Source organism: Bacillus sp. FSL M7-0558, assembly GCF_038003245.1.
GTDB classification, from domain to species: Bacteria; Bacillota; Bacilli; order Bacillales; family Bacillaceae; genus Bacillus; species Bacillus pumilus.
The window spans coordinates 2,765,056-2,783,838 of record NZ_JBBOOU010000001.1 but is presented as its reverse complement, the minus strand read 5'-3'; the positions used below and the strand labels follow the sequence as shown (position 1 = coordinate 2,783,838).

Genomic DNA, 18,783 nt, shown 5'->3' with positions numbered 1-18,783 from the left:
TGTCAAAAGAAAATGAAGCATATCTCCCTTTGACAGAAAAATTTGAACATGATACGTTAATTATGTTCAAAACGTTAAATTTTTATTTAACAAACTTACCAAAGAGAATCAGAGGAGGTTCCTTCTATGAGTCAAACACTATTTATAGATGGACAATGGGTTGGCGCCAAAAGTGGCGACACGCGGGATATCATTAATCCATTTAATCAAGAAGTGATCGCGACAGTCAGTGAAGGATCAAGAAATGACGCGCAGCTCGCCATTAAAGCAGCGAGAAAAGCCTTCGATCAAGGTGACTGGGCAAACTTGCCTGGACTTGAAAGAGGAAATATGGTGTTTAAGATTGCTGAATTGATTAGACGTGATCTTGATGAACTAGCCAAATTAGAATCGCTTGATACTGGTAAAACAGTAGAGGAAAGCAAAGCAGACATGGACGATATTGCGAACGTGTTCCAATATTACGCCGGTCTTGCCGACAAAGATGGCGGGGAAATCATTGCATCGCCAATTCCGAACTCTAAAAGCGAATTGGTCAGAGAGCCTGTCGGTGTATGCGGGCAAATTACTCCATGGAACTATCCATTGCTTCAAGCAAGCTGGAAAATCGCTCCTGCTCTAGCGGCGGGGAATACAATCGTATTAAAGCCAAGTGAAATCACACCACTTACCACGATCAAAGTATTTAAACTCATGGAAGAAGCAGGCATTCCAGCAGGGGTTGCGAACCTAGTCCTTGGGCCAGGTGCAACGGTTGGTGATGAGCTTGCTGTAAATGATCAAGTCGATTTGATTTCATTTACAGGCGGTATTGAAACAGGTAAGAAAATCATGCAGGGAGCCAGTGGGAATGTGAAGAAAATCGCCCTTGAGCTCGGCGGGAAAAATCCGAATATTGTGTTTCAAGATGCTGATTTAGACGTAGCGGTTGACCAGGCAATGAATGCTGTGTTTTTCCATGCGGGGCAAGTGTGTTCAGCAGGTTCACGTTTGCTAGTGGAAGAATCCATTCATGCTGAATTTTTAGAAGAACTGGTGAAGCGCACGAAAAAAATCAAGCTAGGCAACGGCTTTGATGAAGAAACCCAGAGCGGACCGCTCATCTCAGCTGAGCATCGAGAAAAAGTAGAAAAATACGTCAGCATTGGGTTAGATGAAGGCGCCAAATTAGAAACAGGCGGAAAAAGACCTGACGCAGAGGAGCTTTCAAATGGGTTCTTCTACTTGCCAACGATTTTCTCAGGCTGCACGTCAGAGATGCGGATTGTCCAGGAAGAAGTCTTTGGCCCAGTATTGACAGTTGAATCCTTCCGTACAGAGGAAGAAGTGATTGGGCTGGCAAACGATACGATTTATGGATTAGCAGGAGCCGTGTGGTCTACTGATATCAGCAAGGCCGAAAGAGTCGCTCGTCAATTAAGATTAGGCACAGTTTGGATCAATGACTTCCATCCTTATTTCGCTCAAGCACCTTGGGGTGGATATAAGCAATCAGGTCTAGGACGTGAATTAGGACGCACCGGTCTTGAGGAATATACGGAACTGAAGCATGTATATCGTAATACAAAACCTGAAGCGATTCGTTGGTTTCAATAAAAATCACACATTTGGAGGAGATTCTATATGACATTAAATATGAAAATTGAAAGCATGCAGAAATTCCATACATTTGAAATTCCGACTGTCATCAAACATGGCATCGGTGCAGTGAAACATGTTGGGGAAGAAGTAAAAGCATACGGTGTCTCAAAGGTATTACTTGTAACAGACCCAGGTATTTACCTGGCGGGCGTGGTAGATCCAGTGATTGCTTCATTAAAAGAAGCACAAATCGATGTGGTGCTATTTGATAAAGTAGAGCCAAACCCGCCAGTCCGTTTAGTGAATGAAGGCTCTGCGTTATATGAAAAAGAAGGCTGTAATGGATTAGTCGCAGTAGGCGGCGGAAGCTCAATGGATACAGCGAAGGCGATCGGTGTAGAAGCGACGCATGAAGGCTCAGTCCTTGATTACGAAGCGGCAGAGGGGAAAAAACCGCTTGAAAACAGAATCCCGCCTTTAACCACTATTCCGACAACAGCTGGTACAGGTTCAGAAGTCACGCAGTGGGCAGTGATTACAGATGAAGAAAGAGAATTCAAATTCAACACAGGTGGCCCGCTCATTGCAGCTCACCTCACAGTCATTGATCCAAAGCTACATGTATCCATGCCGCCTCATGTGACGGCAATGACTGGAATTGATGCACTTGCACACGCCATTGAATGCTATACAATGAAATTTGCTCAGCCTATTACAGATGCGGTCGCGCTCATGGCCATTGAATATGCAGCTCATTATATTCGCCGTGCCTTTGCCGATGGTGAGGACTTAGAAGCCAGGTATGGAATGGCACAAGCTGCAATGCTTGCCGGGCTTTCTTATGGAAGCGAATCAGCTGGAGCTGCACATGCGATGAGTCAAACACTCGGAGGCATTATTCCTGTAGCGCATGGTCAGTGTGTCGCAGCAATGATGGGACCGGTGATGGAGTATAACTGGAAAGGGTATCCCGAAAAATTTGCTCGTATTGCGCAAGCATTTGGAATTGATATTAGCCGAATGTCAACAGAGGAAGCCGCAAAAGCAGCAGTGAACTGGATGTATGATTTAGTGGAAGACCTAGAAGTTCCTTCATTAGAAGAACAAGGTGTATCAAAAGATATGATTGACCGTTTATCTAAAGAAGCAATGAAAGATCCGCAAACAATTGGAAACCCAAGAGATCTAAACGAAAAAGCGTACAACTGGATTTATGCTCGCTGTTTTGATCTAACACCTAAAACAGTGTAACAATGAAAAAAGGCTCCCAAAAGGGAGTCTTTTTTATGTCTTATAGCTGTTCTTTAATTTCTTTGATTTGATGGATATGGCGTTTTTCGTGTGCGCCGATAAAATCAAGATATTGCTTAAGCGATAACTCTTCAAACACAGGGTGTGCAATGACGCGTTTGAAATCATCCTCAGTAAACGTTGATAGAATTTGATTGAGCTGCTCACGGGCTGTATCGAGCTCATCTTTTAAATGTGTAGGTGTCACATGCTTGCGCTCAGGCTCAACAATACTAGGCGCAGTCGCTTTTCTAGAACGATCCTCTGCCATTTCCACCGGCTTTGGCTCATATTCTTTGATCGGTGCTTTTTTTCCCTCAGCAGCTAGATGTTTTGCTGCCACGAGGTCCATCTTCTTTAAATGATCTGTCACCTCTTGAATACTCCAAGTATCATCAGATAATTTTTGATTCAATTGCTCTTCGTTCAAACCTTGTAGCTCTTGCCACAATTCTTGTCTTGCATCATGTAATAAACTCATTTTCATCACCTCAAGATCAAATTTTAACATACTGGTACATGACAATCATTCTTGAGCTATCGGTGAATTCCTGTGAAGAATTGTGAGGAAATTTGAAACCTTTACAAAAGTGGTTCGTATTACCTGTTAGAAGGAATACATTGGAGGTGAGCATGGTCTAAATGAAACAAAGGCTGTTCATTTCATGAAGAAAGGGTGAGGAAGATGGATGTGTTCGGGCTGCCACTTCAGACGCTGTATTTATACATATTGATGATATCAGGAATCCTGACACTTGTTTTCGTCTTTTTCGGCGATGTATTTGATGGATTGTTTGAAGCGATTCCTGTTCCATTCCTTCAACCAACATTAATCCTCGCATTTCTTACCTTTTTCTCGGCTGGAGGGTTTATCTCTGAAAAAACAGCAATTGTAGGAAGTGGACTTGGCGCAGTCTTATCTGCCATCCTCGCAGTGGTTCTTGTGACCTGTTTGAATGTATTTGTCTTAGTCCCGCTTTCCTCTGCTGAAGAATCTCTCTCATATACGGAGGCCGACTTAAAAGGAAGAACTGGAGAGATCATTGTATCTGTTCCAAAAGACGGGTTTGGAGAAGTGCTGTTAATTAGTAATAGCGGGAAAATCTCAAAGCCTGCCGTCAGCTTCGACGAAGAGGAGATTCCATATGGAACTCGGGTACTGGTCGTCGAAGTGAACAAAGGCGTCTTATCAGTTATACCAAATGAAGAAATCTAGGAGGGAATGCTATGCCAGGAACAACCATTTTGATAATCATTGGAATTGTGCTTGTGATTCTGATTGCACTTATTGGTGTATTTGTTTCGAAATACCGGACTGCAGGTCCAGATGAAGCGTTAATCGTCACAGGAAGTTACCTCGGAAGTAAAAATGTCCACGTGGATGAAGGTGGAAACAAGATTAAGATTGTAAGAGGCGGAGGTACCTTTGTACTCCCTGTTTTTCAACAAGCAGAGCCGCTCAGCTTACTATCTAGCAAGCTAGATGTTTCAACACCTGAAGTCTATACTGAACAAGGTGTACCAGTCATGGCGGACGGAACAGCCATCATTAAAATCGGCGGATCGATTGAAGAAATTGCTACTGCTGCAGAGCAATTTTTAGGTAAAACAAAAGAAGACCGCGAAAACGAAGCGAGAGAAGTACTAGAAGGACACCTTCGCTCCATTTTAGGGTCAATGACAGTTGAAGAGATTTATAAAAACAGAGAGAAATTTTCTCAAGAAGTACAGCGTGTCGCTTCTCAAGATCTAGCGAAAATGGGTCTTGTCATTGTATCGTTTACCATCAAAGATGTCCGTGATAAAAATGGCTATTTAGAATCACTAGGTAAACCTAGAATTGCCCAAGTGAAACGCGATGCAGATATCGCAACAGCAGAAGCAGATAAAGAAACACGTATCAAACGTGCAGAAGCAGATAAAGATGCGAAGAAATCTGAGCTTGAGCGTGCCACTGAAATCGCTGAAGCAGAAAAGATCAATGAACTGAAAAGAGCAGAATTCAGACGTGAACAAGATACAGCAAAAGCAAGTGCCGACCAAGCGTACGATCTTGAAACAGCTCGTAATCGTCAGCACGTAACTGAACAAGAAATGCAAGTAAAAATCATTGAACGTCAGAAGCAAATTGAATTAGAAGAAAAAGAGATCCAGCGTCGTGAGCGTCAATACGATTCTGAAGTGAAAAAGAAAGCAGATGCGGACCGTTATGCGGTTGAGCAGTCAGCTGCAGCGGAAAAAGCGAAACGCCTCGCAGAAGCAGATGCCAAGAAATACAGCATTGAAGCAATGGCAAAAGCAGAAGCTGAGAAAGTCCGAATTGACGGGCTTGCTAAAGCGGAAGCTGATCGTGCAAAAGGGGAAACGGAAGCCGAAGTCATTAGACTGAAAGGACTTGCGGAAGCCGAAGCGAAAGAGAAAATCGCTGAAGCATTCGAACAGTATGGTCAGGCAGCGATCCTTGATATGATTGTGAAAATGCTTCCTGAATATGCGAAGCAAGTATCTGCACCACTTTCTAACATTGATAAAATTACGGTTGTGGATACGGGAGGTAACGGAGAAGGCAGCGGTGCCAATAAAGTCACTGGCTATGCTACAAACCTCATGTCTAGTCTGCAAGAAAGTCTGAAAGCATCCTCTGGAATTGATGTCAAAGAAATTATTGAGAACTTTTCCGGCAAAGGCAATGTGAAGCAAAGCATTCAGGAACTAACGAATGAAATCAAACAGCCAAGAAAAAAAGAGATCGCTGATACTCAAATAGAAGAATAAAATCAATTCAGCGTGATAGAAAACCTTTGAAGTCTAGGAAGGGTCGAGCACTGGCGCGGAGCGAATTGAACATTCGTGAGCACCAGCGCGCAGACCTGACAACGAATGCGAGGGTTTGTCTACACGCTGAGACACCTTCCATCAGAAGGTGTCTATTTGGCATGTGCCCGATATGGATTCCTTTTTACATATGAAGAAAGATTTACGAGAATACCAGCAGATATCATCATGAACACTAGGGAGGAGCCACCATAACTAATGAAAGGAAGCGGAATGCCTGTGATCGGAAGAAGACCAAAGACAGCGCCTAAATTAAAGACTGCTTGGAGCATGATTTGAAACGTAAGCCCAATCGTTAACAGTTTTCCAAAAGGGTCATGTAAAGCCTGCACAATTCGCATTGCGCGATACATGATGAATAGATATGCACCTATCACAATCAAAATCCCCATAATGCCCAGCTCTTCACTGATAATGGCCATAATAAAATCCGTATGCGCTTCGGGAAGAAAGCCTAGCTTTTGAATACTCCCGCCTAAGCCATTCCCTATCAGCCCGCCGGAATTCATTGCGAGATACGAATGAATCAGCTGATAGCCATCCCCATCTTCATACTGAAAAGGATCACGAAAAGAAGTCAGCCGCTTCAAACGGTAAGGAGCAGTCACTGCAAAAAAAGTGATACATGCTACGGCAGTCGATCCTAGCAAAATGAGATGGCGCGTTTTCAACCCAGCGCATAATAAAATGATGCCACAGCTTAATAAAATAGACACAGCTGTGCCTAAATCAGGCTGCTTTAAGATTAATAAAAAAACAAGACTTAAAAGGATGAGTGGCGGCAGTACGCCTTTTTTAAAAGATGTAATGTACGCCTGTTTATTCGCGTACACATAGGCAAAATAGATCACCATCACTAGTTTCACAGCTTCAGAAGGTTGGAGCATAAGAGAGCCCAGCTGAATCCACCGCTGTGAATTGTTTTTGACAACACCAATTCCAGGAATCAGGACTAGGATGAGACATAGCAATGACAGCATGACAAGCCATTTCATCCATTTACGATAAATCTGATAAGGGAAAAGAGCAGCAATGAAAAAAAAGAATCCCCCAATCAGGAGCCATTGCCATTGTTTGATAAAGAAATAGCTGCCCTTCTCATACTTCACTTCTCCTAAAGGATAACTTGCACTGTACACCATCAGTAAACCAAATAAGCAGAGGAACACAATTGTTCCAACAAGAACGAGGTCGACTCTTTTGAGATGAGATAGAAGAAATGCCACCATCCTCAATTCCAGTTGTCTCCAAACATATAGGATGATGACCTGATATTGACACTAAACACGAGACCAATGGCGATCATGTTAGTGAGTAGCGCACTGCCTCCATAGCTGATAAAAGGAAGCGCGAGTCCCGTTACAGGCATTAAACCGATTGTCATCCCTACGTTTTGGAAAACTTGAAACACGATCAGCCCAACGACTCCTGCACATATGTACAAACCATAAAGCGTATTAGCATGCATAGCCACATGAATGATTCGGTAAATCATCATTAAGTACAAACACATCAAAAGGGAGGCGCCGATAAAACCAAACTCCTCACCAATGACGGCAAAGATAAAATCCGTATGCGCTTCGGGGATATTACCGCCTTGTACTTGATGCCCCTTTGTAAAACCGCTTCCTGATAATTGACCTGATCCAATACCGAGCATCGATTGTTTCAGCTGATACCCGTATGTTGAATCAAATTCATCGGGGGAGAGCCAGCCATAAATGCGATCAAGCTGATGTGGCTTAATGATTTTTGTGAAATGCTCAAAGTGTTCGTTGTGTAAGTAGACCAAAAATGAAAGAAGTGCAAGAAAAGAAGCCATTAATGCGGTCATCATCTTGCTGGAAATTCCTGACACGAGCATCAGTGTAAAGGCGATAGATAATATCACGAGCGCTGTCCCTAAATCAGGCTGAATTAAGATGAGGAAAAAAGGGACAACGGTCCAGCAAACGACTTTACTTGTAGGAATGATGCTTTCTTTAAACGAAAATCGCTGATGCTTGTATTGGTTCAAGACAGCCGCTAGCAGCAGGATCACAAAAATTTTCATGAACTCTGATGGCTGAATTTTGATTGAACCGAAGCTGATCCATCTTTGGGATCCATTTTGACTCGTTCCGAAAAAGTGCACAAGAATAATGAGAAAAATACCACCTGTAAATAACCGAAAAGATAAACGCTCAAGAAGTTCATAATCAAAGTATGCAGCAGCAGCCATAAGACCGAAACCTACGATATACCAGAAAATTTGTCTTTTGACGAAATAAAACATATCCTGCGATTCATACTGTCCTGATCCGCTATATACAGCTATTAGGCTGATGACAAATAAACAAATCACAGTGAGTAAAAGTACGAAGTCAATGTTGTACTGTTTTTTCATAGCTTCTTGTCCTGTTACCTATTTGTCAGCTGGTCTATGACGATTTTCACAGCCGCAGCATCATCAATATAGCCGATCGGAAAAATAAAATCTGGTATTAAGTCAACAGGCATAATGAAATAAAGGAGTGCGCTCCCCATCATCATTAATTCTCGAGAAGTACCTCGTCCGGTCATAAATAAGCTGTACATGTCTTTCAAATGCTGAAGGAATGGCCCGGCGCCGTTTACCGCCTCCATCTTTTTCTCAAACTTTGCTGAGATCGTTTCTTTTCCCTCGTTTGTTTGGCTATAGGTCTCATATTCGTTTAGCTTTTGTTTCAATTTGGTCTGACTAAATGTACCGTCGTAGACCTTCTCATCTTTCAGTGTTTTTTCGATCTCTACGACCGTTTGTATGAACGTATCACTATGTACCTTTTCGTTTTTGATTGGAAACCCTGCAGCAGCTAATAGTTGATCTAATGATAGGTTCAGAGAATCTGAAAGCCGCTGCAGGTGATTCAAAGTTGGGTTTCTTTTTCCATTTATGATTCGAGACAGTGTCGCTTTATCAATTTCTGTGTATGTGCTGAGCTCTCTTAAAGATAAAGAACGTTGTTGCAATCTTTCCTTTAAGAGAGACCCAAGCTCAGTTGTTTTAGAATCCATTTTACGCCATCCTTTGTATGATGTATCAACTCTTCTATAGAAGAAGTCGTACCCAATATAAAGGTGTGTTGACAAAATGTCAACGAATATCCTTTATTGATTGAATTTTAGGAAATAGGAATTTATCATAATAAAGATAGGATGAAAACAGTGAGAAGGAGTGGCGCGGATGAAGGTGAGACATGCTGTACAAAAAGATATTCCTAAAATTGCCGAAATACATGTGAAGAGCTGGCAGACGACTTATCAAGGCATTATTAATCAGGATTATTTGGATGGTTTAAATATAGAAGATCGAGAAGAGAGCTGGAGAAGAAGGTCACTTGAAGGGACGTTTGTCGCAGAAGATGACGAGGGGGTATTTGGTTTTGCTTCTTTTGGAAAACAACGTGATGAGCGCTATCCAACATATGATGGAGAACTTTATGCGATCTATTTATTGCAAGAGAAACAGAAATCAGGAGCAGGTATCGCTTTAATTACAGAAGGAGTGAGCTATTTAATAGAGAAAGGGTATCAGAATATCATGCTGTGGGTATTTGAACAAAATTCGGCAAAGCATTTTTATCAAAAGCTTCAACCTCATTTTGTCGTTACCAGCCAGTTCGAGCTGGCTGGCGAGAAGCATGATGAAATAGGGTATGGGTGGGAGCTGCCTGTATTAAATGACCATCTACACCGAATTAAATCGTCAGCTTCCAATAATAATGAGAGAAAAAAGTGAAAAGCATAGCTAAAAGCATATAAGAGATAAGAGGAGAAGCTTCTACTTTTCCTTTTATTCCTGCTATCTTTAAAGCTTCATAGAAACCTGCCAAAAAATAAGCAAGACTGAGAATATAACAGCACAGCATAATGGAGTAAGGGTTCATTGGCGTACCTCCAACATGAAATCTTCTACTATTAATAGATTCCATAGAGCGGCAATTTATGCATAAAAAAATAACCAGCTGAAATCAGCCAGTTATTTTTTGTGAGGAAAAACCAAACGAGATGCACTTGGTATGAGTATGCAAAGAACGATACTGCAAATAATAAATGAAGGAACCATATATGTGCTGTTATAAATTAAAGAGTAAACCCAACCTGGAGTTCCTTTTGGTGCATAATGAGAAAAGAAAACAACACCAGAGATAAAGAACGTCAACAGTCTGAAGAAACTTGCAACAAATACGGATAGGATAATATAGAAGAATTGCTGCTTTCGCTTTTGGTCCTGAATGGCTTTTTTAATCAATCCAGAAAAGAGGCCGCTTAGGGAAATGACAACAGATGCGACGAAATAATCGAGAAATCCTTGAACTGGTGTAGCGATAATAGGGCCATTCATCAGCTGAAGGCCTGCAATAAGCACACCAATGATAAACCCGGTTGATATTCCCCATCTAATAGACATAAGAATGACGGGTATCATAATCAGCGCAAGAGATCCGCCGTTCGGCATTCTTAAAAAGAGACCTGATAAGTAATCTAATACTAGTGCAAGTGAAGTCATAATTGCGATTTCCATCAGTCGTACCAATTGATTTGATTGCTGCATAAAAAAATCTCCCTTTTCATGAATTGAGCAAGGAGAGACCGTGTAAGGATGAGTATGTTATTCATAGAAAAACATATCGAGTTGAATACACCACATGTATTCAATTGAATCCACATTCCTACTTCAGTATTAACTGACAGGTTCAAAGGGTCAGAACAACGAGTGTTCACTCTCAGCACAAAGCTCCCCCTGCGGTTATTTAGTTTTCTTCTATTATAAATATACTAAAGACCTTCAGGATCAACAATAGAGAATTCCTGTGACAATCAATTTTTGTATGGTTATATAGGAAGAGATAAGAAAAAATAAATTATTTAGAAAAAATACTTGTTTCCTCTCTCAAAAGGTGTTATATTTGTATTCGCCGCTAAAACAGCGCGGTTATTAAATAACATAAAGAAAAAAGTTATTGACTTTATCTTGATAGAATGTTATATTAATAAAGTCGCCTCTGAGAGACGACGAAGATGATCTTTGAAAACTAAACAAGACAAAACGTACCTGTTAATTCGAGTTTTTATAAAAAAATCCTATGAAACATCATAGGTAGTCAGTCAAACGCTGACGAGGCAGGAAATGATCACATGCTAAGTTCGCTACATCGTGTAGCAACGCATGTGTGATATGCATCCTGCATACCTCGGAGAGTTTGATCCTGGCTCAGGACGAACGCTGGCGGCGTGCCTAATACATGCAAGTCGAGCGGACAGAAGGGAGCTTGCTCCCGGATGTTAGCGGCGGACGGGTGAGTAACACGTGGGTAACCTGCCTGTAAGACTGGGATAACTCCGGGAAACCGGAGCTAATACCGGATAGTTCCTTGAACCGCATGGTTCAAGGATGAAAGACGGTTTCGGCTGTCACTTACAGATGGACCCGCGGCGCATTAGCTAGTTGGTGGGGTAATGGCTCACCAAGGCGACGATGCGTAGCCGACCTGAGAGGGTGATCGGCCACACTGGGACTGAGACACGGCCCAGACTCCTACGGGAGGCAGCAGTAGGGAATCTTCCGCAATGGACGAAAGTCTGACGGAGCAACGCCGCGTGAGTGATGAAGGTTTTCGGATCGTAAAGCTCTGTTGTTAGGGAAGAACAAGTGCGAGAGTAACTGCTCGCACCTTGACGGTACCTAACCAGAAAGCCACGGCTAACTACGTGCCAGCAGCCGCGGTAATACGTAGGTGGCAAGCGTTGTCCGGAATTATTGGGCGTAAAGGGCTCGCAGGCGGTTTCTTAAGTCTGATGTGAAAGCCCCCGGCTCAACCGGGGAGGGTCATTGGAAACTGGGAAACTTGAGTGCAGAAGAGGAGAGTGGAATTCCACGTGTAGCGGTGAAATGCGTAGAGATGTGGAGGAACACCAGTGGCGAAGGCGACTCTCTGGTCTGTAACTGACGCTGAGGAGCGAAAGCGTGGGGAGCGAACAGGATTAGATACCCTGGTAGTCCACGCCGTAAACGATGAGTGCTAAGTGTTAGGGGGTTTCCGCCCCTTAGTGCTGCAGCTAACGCATTAAGCACTCCGCCTGGGGAGTACGGTCGCAAGACTGAAACTCAAAGGAATTGACGGGGGCCCGCACAAGCGGTGGAGCATGTGGTTTAATTCGAAGCAACGCGAAGAACCTTACCAGGTCTTGACATCCTCTGACAACCCTAGAGATAGGGCTTTCCCTTCGGGGACAGAGTGACAGGTGGTGCATGGTTGTCGTCAGCTCGTGTCGTGAGATGTTGGGTTAAGTCCCGCAACGAGCGCAACCCTTGATCTTAGTTGCCAGCATTTAGTTGGGCACTCTAAGGTGACTGCCGGTGACAAACCGGAGGAAGGTGGGGATGACGTCAAATCATCATGCCCCTTATGACCTGGGCTACACACGTGCTACAATGGACAGAACAAAGGGCTGCGAGACCGCAAGGTTTAGCCAATCCCATAAATCTGTTCTCAGTTCGGATCGCAGTCTGCAACTCGACTGCGTGAAGCTGGAATCGCTAGTAATCGCGGATCAGCATGCCGCGGTGAATACGTTCCCGGGCCTTGTACACACCGCCCGTCACACCACGAGAGTTTGCAACACCCGAAGTCGGTGAGGTAACCTTTATGGAGCCAGCCGCCGAAGGTGGGGCAGATGATTGGGGTGAAGTCGTAACAAGGTAGCCGTATCGGAAGGTGCGGCTGGATCACCTCCTTTCTAAGGATATATGGAGCAGCGTGCGTTTTCGTCTTGTTTAGTTTTGAAGGATCATTCCTTCAAGACATGTCTCTAGCGAGACAGGATTGTTCTTTGAAAACTAGATAACAATAAGTAATACATTCACATTGAATGCAATGCAAAGTTCATCACACATAGTGATTCTTTCTAAAGTAAGAAATGGTTAAGTTAGAAAGGGCGCACGGTGGATGCCTTGGCACTAGGAGCCGATGAAGGACGGGACGAACACCGATATGCTTCGGGGAGCTGTAAGCAAGCTTTGATCCGGAGATTTCCGAATGGGGAAACCCACTGCTCGTAATGGAGTAGTATCCATACTTGAATACATAGAGTATGAGAAGGCATACCCGGGGAACTGAAACATCTAAGTACCCGGAGGAAGAGAAAGCAAATGCGATTCCCTGAGTAGCGGCGAGCGAAACGGGAACAGCCCAAACCAAGAGGCTTGCCTCTTGGGGTTGTAGGACACTCTATACGGAGTTACAAAGGAACGATATAAGCGAAGAGGTCTGGAAAGGCCCGCCAAAGAAGGTAACAGCCCTGTAACTGAAATGTTGTTCTCTCCAGAGTGGATCCTGAGTACGGCGGAACACGTGAAATTCCGTCGGAATCCGGGAGGACCATCTCCCAAGGCTAAATACTCCCTAGTGACCGATAGTGAACCAGTACCGTGAGGGAAAGGTGAAAAGCACCCCGGAAGGGGAGTGAAATAGATCCTGAAACCGTGTGCCTACAAGTAGTCAGAGCCCGTTAAAGGGTGATGGCGTGCCTTTTGTAGAATGAACCGGCGAGTTACGATCCCGTGCAAGGTTAAGCAGAAGATGCGGAGCCGCAGCGAAAGCGAGTCTGAATAGGGCGCATGAGTACGTGGTCGTAGACCCGAAACCAGGTGATCTACCCATGTCCAGGGTGAAGTTCAGGTAACACTGAATGGAGGCCCGAACCCACGCACGTTGAAAAGTGCGGGGATGAGGTGTGGGTAGGGGTGAAATGCCAATCGAACCTGGAGATAGCTGGTTCTCTCCGAAATAGCTTTAGGGCTAGCCTCAAGGTAAGAGTCTCGGAGGTAGAGCACTGATTGGACTAGGGGCCCCTACCGGGTTACCGAATTCAGTCAAACTCCGAATGCCGATGACTTATCCTTGGGAGTCAGACTGCGAGTGATAAGATCCGTAGTCGAAAGGGAAACAGCCCAGACCGCCAGCTAAGGTCCCAAAGTATACGTTAAGTGGAAAAGGATGTGGAGTTGCTTAGACAACCAGGATGTTGGCTTAGAAGCAGCCACCATTTAAAGAGTGCGTAATAGCTCACTGGTCGAGTGACTCTGCGCCGAAAATGTACCGGGGCTAAACGTATCACCGAAGCTGCGGACTGTTCTTACGAACAGTGGTAGGAGAGCGTTCTAAGTGCTGTGAAGTCAGACCGGAAGGACTGGTGGAGCGCTTAGAAGTGAGAATGCCGGTATGAGTAGCGAAAGACGGGTGAGAATCCCGTCCACCGAATGCCTAAGGTTTCCTGAGGAAGGCTCGTCCGCTCAGGGTTAGTCGGGACCTAAGCCGAGGCCGAAAGGCGTAGGCGATGGACAACAGGTTGATATTCCTGTACCACCTCCTCACCATTTGAGCAATGGGGGGACGCAGGAGGATAGGGTAAGCGCGGTATTGGATATCCGCGTCCAAGCAGTTAGGCTGGGAAATAGGCAAATCCGTTTCCCGTGAAGGCTGAGCTGTGATGGCGAGCGAAATTTAGTAGCGAAGTTCCTGATTCCACACTGCCAAGAAAAGCCTCTAGCGAGGTGAGAGGTGCCCGTACCGCAAACCGACACAGGTAGGCGAGGAGAGAATCCTAAGGTGATCGAGAGAACTCTCGTTAAGGAACTCGGCAAAATGACCCCGTAACTTCGGGAGAAGGGGTGCTTCTTAGGGTGTTAAAGCCCCGAGAAGCCGCAGTGAATAGGCCCAGGCGACTGTTTAGCAAAAACACAGGTCTCTGCGAAGCCGTAAGGCGAAGTATAGGGGCTGACGCCTGCCCGGTGCTGGAAGGTTAAGAGGAGCGCTTAGCGTAAGCGAAGGTGCGAATTGAAGCCCCAGTAAACGGCGGCCGTAACTATAACGGTCCTAAGGTAGCGAAATTCCTTGTCGGGTAAGTTCCGACCCGCACGAAAGGCGCAACGATCTGGGCACTGTCTCAACGAGAGACTCGGTGAAATTATAGTACCTGTGAAGATGCAGGTTACCCGCGACAGGACGGAAAGACCCCGTGGAGCTTTACTGCAGCCTGATATTGAATGTTGGTACAGCTTGTACAGGATAGGTAGGAGCCTTGGAAACCGGAGCGCTAGCTTCGGTGGAGGCATCGGTGGGATACTACCCTGGCTGTATTGACCTTCTAACCCGCTGCCCTTATCGGGCAGGGAGACAGTGTCAGGTGGGCAGTTTGACTGGGGCGGTCGCCTCCTAAAATGTAACGGAGGCGCCCAAAGGTTCCCTCAGAATGGTTGGAAATCATTCGCAGAGTGTAAAGGCACAAGGGAGCTTGACTGCGAGACCTACAAGTCGAGCAGGGACGAAAGTCGGGCTTAGTGATCCGGTGGTTCCGCATGGAAGGGCCATCGCTCAACGGATAAAAGCTACCCCGGGGATAACAGGCTTATCTCCCCCAAGAGTCCACATCGACGGGGAGGTTTGGCACCTCGATGTCGGCTCATCGCATCCTGGGGCTGTAGTCGGTCCCAAGGGTTGGGCTGTTCGCCCATTAAAGCGGTACGCGAGCTGGGTTCAGAACGTCGTGAGACAGTTCGGTCCCTATCCGTCGCGGGCGCAGGAAATTTGAGAGGAGCTGTCCTTAGTACGAGAGGACCGGGATGGACGCACCGCTGGTGTACCAGTTGTTCTGCCAAGGGCATCGCTGGGTAGCTATGTGCGGACGGGATAAGTGCTGAAAGCATCTAAGCATGAAGCCCCCCTCAAGATGAGATTTCCCATTCCGCAAGGAAGTAAGATCCCTGAAAGATGATCAGGTTGATAGGTCTGAGGTGGAAGCGTGGTGACACGTGGAGCTGACAGATACTAATAGATCGAGGACTTAACCTATATTCTAATGTGAAGTTTGAACATTGTTATCTAGTTTTGAGAGAACATTCTCTCCATCAGGTTTGGTGGCGATAGCGAAGAGGTCACACCCGTTCCCATACCGAACACGGAAGTTAAGCTCTTCAGCGCCGATGGTAGTTGGGGGTCTCCCCCTGTGAGAGTAGGACGCCGCCAAGCTTTTCTAAGGATCAGTTCCATACGGAGCTGGTCTTTTTTGTGCTTCTTGAGAAAATATGCTGCTGATTGCACTTGTTTGATGAACGTTTCGACACTCTAACTCATTTACAAGCATGTGAAACACATTAAAACAAAAGAGATCGAGCGTTTCAGTTAAACCAGTAGAGAGTTAGATTAATAAATGATAGAAGAGCTCTATATCGTTATTAGTAGATAATTCCATTTCGGACATACTGTATCTAATGTGAGATGTTCATATTTATAAAGGAATTGTCCGTTTTTAAAGAGAATATAGAGTGGAGAAGTTTAAGTGATGAACGTTAGATCACGCTGTTTGAATAGAGGAAATAAAGGTCATTTGTTAAAAGAAATACGTAATGAAAATTGAAATAAAATTTTTTTAATATAGCCTTTACAAATGATGAAAACCTGTATATAATAATCTTTGTCGGATCGAGAGATTCCTACATAGTGGAGGATTAGCTCAGCTGGGAGAGCATCTGCCTTACAAGCAGAGGGTCGGCGGTTCGAGCCCGTCATCCTCCACCATATTTATTCTTACATAATGTTAGGATAGATAAAGCCGGTGTAGCTCAACTGGTAGAGCAACTGACTTGTAATCAGTAGGTTGGGGGTTCAAGTCCTCTTGCCGGCACCAGTTTCATATGGTAAGATAGACAAGTCGCTTTTAAAGCGAGCCATTAGCTCAGTTGGTAGAGCATCTGACTTTTAATCAGAGGGTCGAAGGTTCGAGTCCTTCATGGCTCACCATGTTTCATGCGGGTGTGGCGGAATTGGCAGACGCGCTAGACTTAGGATCTAGTGTCTTTATGACGTGGGGGTTCAAGTCCCTTCACCCGCATTGCCAAATAAAATAAAGAAATCCTGTAATGCGGAAGTAGTTCAGTGGTAGAACACCACCTTGCCAAGGTGGGGGTCGCGGGTTCGAATCCCGTCTTCCGCTTATACCATCCACGCCGGGGTGGTGGAATTGGCAGACACACAGGACTTAAAATCCTGCGGTAGGTGACTACCGTGCCGGTTCAAGTCCGGCCCTCGGCATTATACAATAAGCGCCCGTAGCTCAATTGGATAGAGCGTTTGACTACGGATCAAAAGGTTAGGGGTTCGACTCCTCTCGGGCGCGCCATTAAGATCGGGAAGTAGCTCAGCTTGGTAGAGCACTTGGTTTGGGACCAAGGGGTCGCAGGTTCGAATCCTGTCTTCCCGACCATCTTTTATGGGGCCTTAGCTCAGCTGGGAGAGCGCCTGCCTTGCACGCAGGAGGTCAGCGGTTCGATCCCGCTAGGCTCCACTTTTAAAAGATTATTTTGATCATGGCGGTGTAGCTCAGCTGGCTAGAGCGTACGGTTCATACCCGTGAGGTCGGGGGTTCGATCCCCTCCGCCGCTATAAAGGACCTTTAGCTCAGTTGGTTAGAGCAGACGGCTCATAACCGTCCGGTCGTAGGTTCGAGTCCTACAAGGTCCACCATCTATACGGAGGAATACCCAAGTCCGGCTGAAGGGATCGGTCTTGAAAACCGACAGGGGTGTCAAAGCCCGCGGGGGTTCGAATCCCTCTTCCTCCGCCATATTTTTCGAAAACTTATATCATCGCGGGGTGGAGCAGTTCGGTAGCTCGTCGGGCTCATAACCCGAAGGTCGCAGGTTCAAATCCTGCCCCCGCAACCAAATTATTTTATATACCAATGGTGAGTGCTCAATGAGTGCAACCAAAATGGTCCGGTAGTTCAGTTGGTTAGAATGCCTGCCTGTCACGCAGGAGGTCGCGGGTTCGAGTCCCGTCCGGACCGCCATTTTTAAAATGAAAACTTGGCTCGGTAGCTCAGTTGGTAGAGCAACGGACTGAAAATCCGTGTGTCGGCGGTTCGATTCCGTCCCGAGCCACTTTTATAAAAAAATATTGATAGTATGGCGGTTGTGGCGAAGTGGTTAACGCACCAGATTGTGGCTCTGGCACTCGTGGGTTCGATTCCCATCAATCGCCCCATACATATATTTGCGGGTGTAGTTTAGTGGTAAAACCTCAGCCTTCCAAGCTGATGTCGTGGGTTCGATTCCCATCACCCGCTCCATTTGTATATCCAATCATGGGCCTGTAGCTCAGCTGGTTAGAGCGCACGCCTGATAAGCGTGAGGTCGGTGGTTCGAGTCCACTCAGGCCCACCATGATATTCCGCAGTAGCTCAGTGGTAGAGCTATCGGCTGTTAACCGATCGGTCGTAGGTTCGAGTCCTACCTGCGGAGCCAAATGGAGAAGTACTCAAGTGGCTGAAGAGGCGCCCCTGCTAAGGGTGTAGGTCGCGCGAGCGGCGCGAGGGTTCAAATCCCTCCTTCTCCGCCATTTATCTGGCCCGTTGGTCAAGCGGTTAAGACACCGCCCTTTCACGGCGGTAACACGGGTTCGAATCCCGTACGGGTCATATTTAAAAGAGGTCTTGTCAAAGATCTCTTTTTTATTTTCTTCAAAAAAGAAAGACCGCCATTATAGCGGTCTTTTTTTACATGTTCATGGAATAGATCGTATAAGACAAGTATGTTGCAAAGAAGCCCCATAAGACATAAGGAATTAGTAAAATTGGAACGACTTTGCTTAGTTTACGCGAGACGATGACAAGAGCAAGTGCTGTCAGTGCTACAAGAAGGCAATCGATCGTAGCGGCAAATAGATCTTTTTGTGTAAATTGAAAAAAACTAAAGGCTTGATTAAATACGTAATTTAAAAGAAAAAGAATCCAAAAGGGTAAAGTGATTTTTTGAAATCCATATTTTCCATAAATGATCGCTGCGGACAACGAGATGAGAGCAAATAAGACAGCCCACACAGCGCCAATTACTCCACCACTCGGTGTCCATTCCGGTTTATTTAATGCATCATACCACTCTCTGTCAATCGGAAACAAGAATCCGGCAATAGAGAATAATGCGTATGTAATAAAGAAGACAACCACTGCCCAAATGATACTTTTTCTCGCCATTAAGAATCTCCTCCAATCAAATTC

At 45.3% G+C, this 18,783-nt stretch carries 11 protein-coding genes, 21 tRNA genes, 3 rRNA genes and 1 riboswitch; of the genes, 29 read left to right on the top strand and 6 right to left on the bottom strand.

The window, feature by feature from the left end; all coding sequences use genetic code 11:
- Window positions 1-126 precede the first annotated feature (126 nt).
- Together betB and MHB79_RS14130 are read left to right on the top strand one after the other, a co-directional pair.
- Entirely contained in the window at window positions 127-1,596 is a 1,470-nt protein-coding gene (betB, locus tag MHB79_RS14135) for a betaine-aldehyde dehydrogenase (RefSeq protein WP_137054496.1), read from the top strand.
- A 27-nt stretch (window positions 1,597-1,623) separates the two neighbouring features.
- Complete coding sequence (locus MHB79_RS14130; protein WP_003213555.1) at window positions 1,624-2,832, top strand: iron-containing alcohol dehydrogenase; 1,209 nt, start codon at window positions 1,624-1,626, stop codon at window positions 2,830-2,832.
- 40 nt (window positions 2,833-2,872) lie between these two features.
- Here MHB79_RS14130 and MHB79_RS14125 read toward each other — a convergent pair whose 3' ends face one another.
- Window positions 2,873-3,352 (bottom strand): DinB family protein, encoded by a 480-nt coding sequence (locus tag MHB79_RS14125; protein WP_212045464.1) that lies wholly within the window; start codon window positions 3,350-3,352, stop codon window positions 2,873-2,875.
- A gap of 204 nt (window positions 3,353-3,556) precedes the next feature.
- Here MHB79_RS14125 and MHB79_RS14120 point away from each other — a divergent pair, with 204 nt between their 5' ends.
- Together MHB79_RS14120 and MHB79_RS14115 are read left to right on the top strand one after the other, a co-directional pair.
- Window positions 3,557-4,087: a hypothetical protein gene (locus MHB79_RS14120; RefSeq protein WP_034620073.1), complete on the top strand. Its 531-nt coding sequence runs from the start codon at window positions 3,557-3,559 to the stop codon at window positions 4,085-4,087.
- 11 nt (window positions 4,088-4,098) lie between these two features.
- Window positions 4,099-5,646, top strand: coding sequence for a flotillin family protein (locus MHB79_RS14115; RefSeq protein WP_003213366.1), 1,548 nt, complete (start codon window positions 4,099-4,101; stop codon window positions 5,644-5,646).
- Between the two features lie 152 nt (window positions 5,647-5,798).
- On the opposite strand, the gene ftsW is transcribed toward MHB79_RS14115, so the two are convergent.
- The 3 genes from ftsW to MHB79_RS14100 are packed head-to-tail and all read right to left on the bottom strand — an operon-like array spanning window position 5,799 to window position 8,742.
- Window positions 5,799-6,935, bottom strand: a complete 1,137-nt coding sequence (gene ftsW, locus MHB79_RS14110) for a putative lipid II flippase FtsW (RefSeq protein WP_408732773.1) — start codon at window positions 6,933-6,935, stop codon at window positions 5,799-5,801.
- Between the two features lie 2 nt (window positions 6,936-6,937).
- Window positions 6,938-8,092, bottom strand: coding sequence for a rod shape-determining protein RodA (rodA, locus tag MHB79_RS14105; RefSeq protein ID WP_050943986.1), 1,155 nt, complete (start codon window positions 8,090-8,092; stop codon window positions 6,938-6,940).
- Window positions 8,093-8,106: 14 nt separating this feature from the next.
- Entirely contained in the window at window positions 8,107-8,742 is a 636-nt protein-coding gene (locus MHB79_RS14100; protein ID WP_340990008.1) for a DUF1232 domain-containing protein, read from the bottom strand.
- 169 nt (window positions 8,743-8,911) lie between these two features.
- Between MHB79_RS14100 and MHB79_RS14095 the strand changes: the two genes are divergently transcribed.
- Window positions 8,912-9,466 (top strand): GNAT family N-acetyltransferase, encoded by a 555-nt coding sequence (locus tag MHB79_RS14095; RefSeq protein WP_003212763.1) that lies wholly within the window; start codon window positions 8,912-8,914, stop codon window positions 9,464-9,466.
- Window positions 9,467-9,706: 240 nt separating this feature from the next.
- Here the strand turns inward: MHB79_RS14095 and thiT are convergent, their stop codons facing one another.
- Entirely contained in the window at window positions 9,707-10,282 is a 576-nt protein-coding gene (gene thiT / locus MHB79_RS14090) for an energy-coupled thiamine transporter ThiT (RefSeq protein WP_050943983.1), read from the bottom strand.
- A gap of 98 nt (window positions 10,283-10,380) precedes the next feature.
- Window positions 10,381-10,482, bottom strand: a riboswitch (TPP riboswitch).
- A 437-nt stretch (window positions 10,483-10,919) separates the two neighbouring features.
- Here thiT and MHB79_RS14085 point away from each other — a divergent pair.
- The 24 genes from MHB79_RS14085 to MHB79_RS13970 all read left to right on the top strand — a co-directional run bounded on the left by MHB79_RS14085 (window position 10,920) and on the right by MHB79_RS13970 (window position 18,204).
- Window positions 10,920-12,468, top strand: a 16S ribosomal RNA gene (locus tag MHB79_RS14085).
- 182 nt (window positions 12,469-12,650) lie between these two features.
- A 23S ribosomal RNA gene (locus MHB79_RS14080) occupies window positions 12,651-15,581 on the top strand.
- A gap of 61 nt (window positions 15,582-15,642) precedes the next feature.
- Window positions 15,643-15,758, top strand: a 5S ribosomal RNA gene (gene rrf / locus MHB79_RS14075).
- Together the 16S, 23S and 5S rRNA genes with 21 tRNA genes alongside form the textbook arrangement of a ribosomal RNA operon.
- 473 nt (window positions 15,759-16,231) lie before the next feature.
- Window positions 16,232-16,307: transfer RNA gene (locus tag MHB79_RS14070), tRNA-Val, on the top strand.
- Between the two features lie 33 nt (window positions 16,308-16,340).
- Window positions 16,341-16,416, top strand: a tRNA-Thr gene (locus MHB79_RS14065).
- A gap of 37 nt (window positions 16,417-16,453) precedes the next feature.
- A tRNA-Lys gene (locus MHB79_RS14060) sits at window positions 16,454-16,529 on the top strand.
- A gap of 8 nt (window positions 16,530-16,537) precedes the next feature.
- Window positions 16,538-16,620 (top strand) — tRNA-Leu (locus tag MHB79_RS14055).
- A 30-nt stretch (window positions 16,621-16,650) separates the two neighbouring features.
- A tRNA-Gly gene (locus tag MHB79_RS14050) sits at window positions 16,651-16,722 on the top strand.
- Between the two features lie 12 nt (window positions 16,723-16,734).
- Window positions 16,735-16,820 (top strand) — tRNA-Leu (locus MHB79_RS14045).
- Window positions 16,821-16,831: 11 nt separating this feature from the next.
- Window positions 16,832-16,908, top strand: a tRNA-Arg gene (locus tag MHB79_RS14040).
- A gap of 7 nt (window positions 16,909-16,915) precedes the next feature.
- Window positions 16,916-16,992, top strand: a tRNA-Pro gene (locus MHB79_RS14035).
- An 8-nt stretch (window positions 16,993-17,000) separates the two neighbouring features.
- Window positions 17,001-17,073, top strand: a tRNA-Ala gene (locus MHB79_RS14030).
- 24 nt (window positions 17,074-17,097) lie between these two features.
- Window positions 17,098-17,171, top strand: a tRNA-Met gene (locus MHB79_RS14025).
- A gap of 4 nt (window positions 17,172-17,175) precedes the next feature.
- A tRNA-Ile gene (locus tag MHB79_RS14020) sits at window positions 17,176-17,252 on the top strand.
- A 7-nt stretch (window positions 17,253-17,259) separates the two neighbouring features.
- A tRNA-Ser gene (locus MHB79_RS14015) sits at window positions 17,260-17,352 on the top strand.
- 23 nt (window positions 17,353-17,375) lie between these two features.
- Window positions 17,376-17,452, top strand: a tRNA-Met gene (locus MHB79_RS14010).
- 48 nt (window positions 17,453-17,500) lie between these two features.
- Window positions 17,501-17,577: transfer RNA gene (locus MHB79_RS14005), tRNA-Asp, on the top strand.
- Window positions 17,578-17,595: 18 nt separating this feature from the next.
- Window positions 17,596-17,668: transfer RNA gene (locus MHB79_RS14000), tRNA-Phe, on the top strand.
- A gap of 27 nt (window positions 17,669-17,695) precedes the next feature.
- Window positions 17,696-17,771 (top strand) — tRNA-His (locus MHB79_RS13995).
- An 11-nt stretch (window positions 17,772-17,782) separates the two neighbouring features.
- Window positions 17,783-17,856, top strand: a tRNA-Gly gene (locus tag MHB79_RS13990).
- 17 nt (window positions 17,857-17,873) lie between these two features.
- Window positions 17,874-17,950: transfer RNA gene (locus tag MHB79_RS13985), tRNA-Ile, on the top strand.
- 6 nt (window positions 17,951-17,956) lie between these two features.
- Window positions 17,957-18,031, top strand: a tRNA-Asn gene (locus MHB79_RS13980).
- Window positions 18,032-18,034: 3 nt separating this feature from the next.
- Window positions 18,035-18,125: transfer RNA gene (locus MHB79_RS13975), tRNA-Ser, on the top strand.
- Window positions 18,126-18,132: 7 nt separating this feature from the next.
- Window positions 18,133-18,204, top strand: a tRNA-Glu gene (locus MHB79_RS13970).
- A gap of 78 nt (window positions 18,205-18,282) precedes the next feature.
- Here the strand turns inward: MHB79_RS13970 and MHB79_RS13965 are convergent.
- Window positions 18,283-18,759, bottom strand: coding sequence for a TspO/MBR family protein (locus MHB79_RS13965; protein ID WP_034620862.1), 477 nt, complete (start codon window positions 18,757-18,759; stop codon window positions 18,283-18,285).
- Between the last annotated feature and the right edge of the window lie 24 nt (window positions 18,760-18,783).